The organism is Schlesneria sp. (genome assembly GCF_036405755.1).
Lineage (GTDB): Bacteria > Planctomycetota > Planctomycetia > Planctomycetales > Planctomycetaceae > Schlesneria > Schlesneria sphaerica.
Genome location: NZ_DASWWZ010000324.1, coordinates 1 through 4,941 on the forward strand (window position 1 = coordinate 1; position 4,941 = coordinate 4,941).

Annotated in this window: 4 protein-coding genes and 1 pseudogene; 2 read left to right on the forward strand and 3 right to left on the reverse strand. The window is 54.2% G+C overall.

The window, feature by feature from the left end:
* Positions 1 to 184 precede the first annotated feature (184 nt).
* A complete protein-coding gene (locus VGE80_RS11330; protein ID WP_373653384.1) occupies positions 185 to 673 on the forward strand; it encodes a transposase in 489 nt (162 codons plus the stop codon).
* Between the two features lie 141 nt (positions 674 to 814).
* On the opposite strand, the gene VGE80_RS11335 is transcribed toward VGE80_RS11330, so the two are convergent.
* The 3 genes from VGE80_RS11335 to VGE80_RS11345 all read right to left on the reverse strand — a co-directional run bounded on the left by VGE80_RS11335 (position 815) and on the right by VGE80_RS11345 (position 3,747).
* Entirely contained in the window at positions 815 to 1,405 is a 591-nt protein-coding gene (locus VGE80_RS11335; RefSeq protein ID WP_440592745.1) for a hypothetical protein, read from the reverse strand.
* A gap of 721 nt (positions 1,406 to 2,126) precedes the next feature.
* Complete coding sequence (locus VGE80_RS11340) at positions 2,127 to 2,735, reverse strand: hypothetical protein (RefSeq protein WP_440592746.1); 609 nt, start codon at positions 2,733 to 2,735, stop codon at positions 2,127 to 2,129.
* Positions 2,736 to 3,006: 271 nt separating this feature from the next.
* Entirely contained in the window at positions 3,007 to 3,747 is a 741-nt protein-coding gene (locus VGE80_RS11345) for a hypothetical protein (protein ID WP_440592747.1), read from the reverse strand.
* A gap of 507 nt (positions 3,748 to 4,254) precedes the next feature.
* Here VGE80_RS11345 and VGE80_RS11350 point away from each other — a divergent pair.
* A pseudogene (locus VGE80_RS11350) lies at positions 4,255 to 4,941 on the forward strand (hypothetical protein); the annotation flags it as partial.

Genomic DNA, 4,941 nt, shown 5'->3' on the forward strand with positions numbered 1-4,941 from the left:
GCTTTGTTTCTTGCCTTTTCCGTAGTCCTCGAAAGTATAGCATAGCCCTTACTTCCGACTTAAAATCCTGTGGGACGAAAGTCCCGTGCGGGTTCGAGCCCCGCCTCGGCTAATGACTTACGGCGATTCTGCAACTCAGAAAAACGCCAAATGGTGCCCTTTCGGGCCCTCTCTTGAACGAGCCGTGCTGCCGTCAGTCGGCAACGGGCACTCAATCTATCGTGAATTGCTCAAAGCGAGCGATGGTCAACTCAGTCAAACAAAGTACGTGTGGCTGACCCGTCATGAGAATTTCAATCAGACGCAACTCTCCAATTTTGAAGAGACGTTCACGCTGCAATTGAAAACCGGCCAAGTCTGGACCTTCAAAGAAATGCTCCGAGATCTCTGGGACCAGGATTCCGCCAAGGCCGGGACGATCTTCTTTAACGAGTGGTACAAGCGCGTGATTCACAACGGGCTGGAACAAATGAAGTCCGTTGCTCGTTTCATCAAAGACCGCCTGGTGAACGTCGTCAGCTACTGCTCACACCCCCTTACCCACGGAGGGGCCGAAGGACTCAACAGCAGAATCATCTCCATCAAAAGACGAGTCGGTGGTTTTCGTAACCGGCAAAACTTCAAAACCACCATTTTCTTCCGCTGCGGGGGACTCAATCTCTCCCCACGATAATCCCGGATGGACCCCCAAAAAGCCCCTGCCCCTGCGGCTGTTCGCGATATCGGGGCGATGAGCTGTCAGTTCTCGTTCTCGCGCTTTGATGTTTCGTGTTAAGCAAAGGGCGTAGCAATGTCTATTGATCGCATTCGTGACTTATTCAGATGCGGCAGAAACCAAACGTCGGTGACGAAATCGACCAAAGATCACCAGTCCAGAAGCCCCCATGAGCACCAAGGGAAACCCTGCTGGTTCAGGGACCTGAAAAACGTTCATGGTCATCATAAAAGTTCCGCTAGACGGAAATCCTGAGGCGATGCCGAGAGGAATGTAGAAGCTGATTGAGTCACCAACTGCCAGTGACGTCTGAAAATCATAGATGAACCCAGCGATATCCCCATTGACGTTAACTTGCGTTGCTGTGAATGCTTCGCTGGAAATAAACTGGGGACTCGGAGACAGCAGAAAATCTCCGGCGTAAACGATTCCACCTTTAATGTACGGTGCGTTGCCAGAAGAAATACCGAGTGAACTGATCGCCCGCGACCCGGAATTCACTATCACCAGCACCAGATGGTCGGTGTAGCTGGGATCGAGCCCTCCGGCGCCAGCAACTGGATCGGTAAAAAAGAACTGAGCCTGGGTAGTAGGGAATGGCTGAAGGATCTGGCTTACGAAAGCACTCCCTTCTTTAATCCCTCCTTCGTTAACGAAATCAATCGTCGTCGCTACGGGAGTGCTGGTCACGTCTGCAACTCCCCCTGGATTCACCGTGGCGGAAATGATTCCCGCTTCCACCCGTGTTGTTGCCAGCCCAAGTACCACCAGCAGTATCGCACGCACTGTATTTCTCAAGGTTGCCCCCCAGTCTGATCCGCACTTCCTGACTCGAATCACGTGACGCACGACACGTCCCACGGGACGTACACTAGCCTTTTCAATTCCCAAAAAGAAAGAGACAGAGCTCACTGGTGTCCCCGTCGAGAAGGTAAATGGAATGCCGATCTTTTAAATCAATCACATCTTTTCCTGGAAGATGCCCCTGTAATCATAGTTCAGCGAGCATACGAAAGCCTCGATTTTCGCTTCCCAGCTCCATTTCGTCGCCGGGCCGGGCGGGTGACGAACACCCCGCTGGGACCGATGATGGTGATACTATTCGTCGTCGCCATAGTCGTTTTTTATACGAGCTTTCTCGCATTCATTACGCTTGGTTCAGGGCGGTACTTTGTCTGGAACGTCACCTAATCCCATGAGCGTTACCGCGAGTGATTCAACACCGAGATGACTATCGTTGATTCAGCGTCCCGACCCTCGATCCAGAACCGTTTAGCCAAGACCCACTCTGCCAACGTAAAGCCCCCAACGAACCCATCGGACACGAGCTGATCATGTTTGCTGTCGGTCTTCTGGTGAGCATTCATGGTCTGTGTCTCCCCAGCCTCTTCCCAGAGCCGTTTGGGCAATCTCACCGACGATTCATTCTTTGAATTTCGATGGAATACCACTCTGTGACGATGCGGTCTGACCACTTTCGTTCGGGGGGCGTTTCAACGTCGAGAATGGAAGCGGTCGGCGGGTCCTGGTCTGGACGCGCATCGATTTCAGGGACAGTAATCACGTATTTTGGGATCCCGTTCCCGGAACCGATGTGGAACGTGTGGCCCTCTTTCGTCCCAGAGATATCAAATTGCCAACGGCGATCTTTTTGAGCTCCAATGACCCAAATCTGCTCGACATCACTGTCACTCGACGCTTCTCTGCGAGGACTCTTCAATCGGATGGGAAATTGGATGGGCGAAATGCCTCTTGCCGTGACAACATACGCGGACCACTTGAATCCACGCGGCAGTCCCTCAACATTGTTCACATCGATTGTCCCGTTTGTCTCGACCCGGAATTCGGACCTGTCGGGATCGATCACGAGGAATGAAGAAATCGATTTCTCATCACGCGCCGCCGCCAGATGCAGGTCCTGCCAGACATGATGAACTCGCATGTAGCGCTGTTGAACGTCGGTATCGCTCATCGGACGAACCGCAGCCACGAATGTCAGGAACAGGAAGGCAGGATTCATAAACTTCCCTCGCGATGATTTCCGATCTAGCCGGCATCCCAACGCCGCCTGCAATCGACTTCGATCGGTATCACATCAGGGAGGGTTCTGTTCGTCCAGATCAACCTGCCTCGGGTGATCGGCGGGAGACGCCGCGAAACAGAGCCGCCACAATGGCATGAGCATTTTAGATAGCAGTTCCAAGGTAGTCGGCGCGGGTCACCTCTGTCATGTCATTCAATGAGCAGTTTCAATCGCTGAAAAGCAAGGGGCTGCTTTGAAGCTGCCCATTTTAGTTCAAACTTTCTTCGCCCAGATCCGTAATCAAGCTGGCCGCAGTGGGAGTGATGAACTCTTTCTCGAAGGGAACTTCGGCTTCTGCTTCGGCGGCCGTCTCAACTTCATCGACGGCTTTCAGCAGGACGTGAGGGATCAGGCGATGTGTTGTGATCCCCGCTTCGATCCCTTGTGGAGTCATATGATGTTCGACTCCGATTACAATCATCTTGGAACCTCCTTCGGGGACGACGATCTCGCCGACCCGTGGGACCGCCGGCGCGAACACCCCGTGCAAACGGTTCCGTGCTCCAGCCGTACAGTCAACGAGTTCCATAAAATGAGTTGCCCCATGCCAGTTCCGTTCTGGAGGTGACGACCGCTTTAAATGGTGAAACAGGGAGTCTGGTTCTTCAATTAACTTTTCGATCGCGGCAGGAAACCGTCCCTGCATCCTGCACAGCTCGATGATCTTCCCCGCATCCGACTGGTCGACATTGTCGCTCCGAAGTCGCCGCATCACACCGGTCGTATCTAAAGCGGCTTCCTCGTTCTCAATTTCCTGAAGGAACGCCTCGACTTTGGCCTGCGTCTCTTCGCTGATTCCGTAAGAATCGATCTCTTCATTCACGATACTCTCGAATCCATGCAGCAGTCCGAATATCCGGGTCGCTTCGATCGAGTCACCTCCTTCCCACCGCTCGAGTCGAAGTAATTCAGCCAGAATCAATGACGACGGAACATGATGGCTGTTCATGACTGCAACCCTTTTTAGAGAGACCTCGCTTGCTGCCACCCTGGACCAGACGGTCGCGGCACTCAGTCCAAATCCTCCAAGCAAGCCTTATACCAGTCGTAAAGTCCAATCAACGGATTCGAGAGGGGGCGATCGTCCGACCGCAGGTCAAAGATGGTGACCCTCGCATCGTTTAACGGGAAACCTCTTCCACTGATGCTTTCATACGATTCGTTGTGCCCGACACGGGTCATTGCATCGGCTGCGATTAGCGTGACGGACCTTGCATTTAACCGCTGCCCCACTGTGCTTCCTCGGCCCGATCAGGTGGAGCGGGATCATTCCCACTGCGCGCCGGCGGACCGCCCCGACGTCAAATTTGTCGTGGTGGGTGAGTTGTATAAATCGACACGGATCCACAAAGTCTTTCTGATGTGATGCGTCAGCACATCGCACTTTGAACGGTCGCGGCCGACCTCTTCGTTCGCGACCTGGACGACTTGCAGAGGAATTCGAGAGGCACCCCCGATGATGCGCCGACTTTTTTTCCTGGCCGTGATGACCGCTTCCAACAGCTTGCTCGCGGCTGACGACCAACAGGCTCAGACCGCGTCGACTCCGGTGGCAATCGGGACACGACGCGAATTATTTGTGGAATCGACGCTCATCGAGCGTCTGTCCGGCAAGGCCGAATTACGACTGCATGCTCCCATCGCGAGAGAAATCGTGCTGGAACACGGTGAGCCGTGGGAAGGGAGCGGCTGCGTCTATCATAGCCTCTTCAAAGATGGTGACCTCTACCGGATGTACTATGCCGCGGGACACCTCAAGGTGACGCCTCAGGGTGTCGATGCCGGGTCGCACGGCCAGGTTTGCTGTTATGCCGAAAGCGATGACGGAATTCACTGGCGTAAACCACATTTGGGACTGCATGAGTTCAACGGCAGTAAGGCGAATAACATCGTCCTGGTCCAGCAGAAAGTGGGCAACGCCATGTCCGTTCCGGGGGAGCCCGCCGTCTTCAAGGACGAAAACCCTGCGGCACCACCGGAAGCCCGCTACAAGGCGCTCCTTCCCGCTAATCGACTGCCGAACGACTACAGTCGCGGTCTGCTGGCTTTTCAATCCCCCGACGGGCTGCGCTGGTCTCCGATAAGCGACCAGCCGGTCATCACCGACGGCGCATTCGACTCGCAGAACCTCGCCTTCTGGGAT